The sequence below is a fragment of the Thauera phenylacetica B4P genome (genome assembly GCF_000310225.1).
In the GTDB taxonomy this organism is placed as follows: domain Bacteria; phylum Pseudomonadota; class Gammaproteobacteria; order Burkholderiales; family Rhodocyclaceae; genus Thauera; species Thauera phenylacetica.
In genome coordinates this window covers 1-527 of sequence record NZ_AMXF01000588.1, presented here as the reverse complement: position 1 = coordinate 527, position 527 = coordinate 1, and the positions used below count along the sequence as shown (strand labels likewise).

General features: G+C 77.6%; 1 protein-coding gene. It reads right to left on the bottom strand.

Annotated elements, in window-relative coordinates:
- Positions 1–527: alkaline phosphatase family protein (locus tag C667_RS23830; protein WP_004392422.1), on the bottom strand; the 527-nt coding region annotated here is incomplete at both ends.

Sequence of the window (527 nt, the reverse complement as noted above, 5' to 3'; positions counted from 1 at the left end):
CGGCCTCGCCAGCCTCGCCAGCCTCGCCAGCCTCGCCAGCCTCGCCAGCCTCGCCAGCCTCGCCGGCCTCGCCAGCCTCGCCAGCCTCGCCGGCCCCACCCGCCTCGCCAGCCTCGCCGGCCTCGCCGAAGCTCCCGCCCAGCTCGTCCACGTGGATGCGCGCCAGCGAGGCCTGGTCGGGGATACGCCAGAAGCCGAAGGGCAGGGCGGCGTAGCCCCCGCTGTCGGCGTCGGCGATGCGGTCGAAGCCGTAGAAGCGGCCCTCCGGCCATGGGCGCTGCAGCCCCGGCATCCAGCCGACGGTGCGGTAGCCGTGGGCGGCGAAGTGGCGGACGAGGGTGGGACGGCCGGTGGTGAGCAGGAGCGCGTAGTCCGCCGGGTCGCGGGTGTCGACGCCGGCGAGCACGGCAGCGTGCGCCAGCCAGGAGGCGCCGCCGAAGGTCGGCGAGACCACGCGGGCGGAGACGGCCCGGCGGCCGCTGGTGGTGATCGCGGCGGCGAGGTGCTCGCGTGCGTCGGCGAGCGCC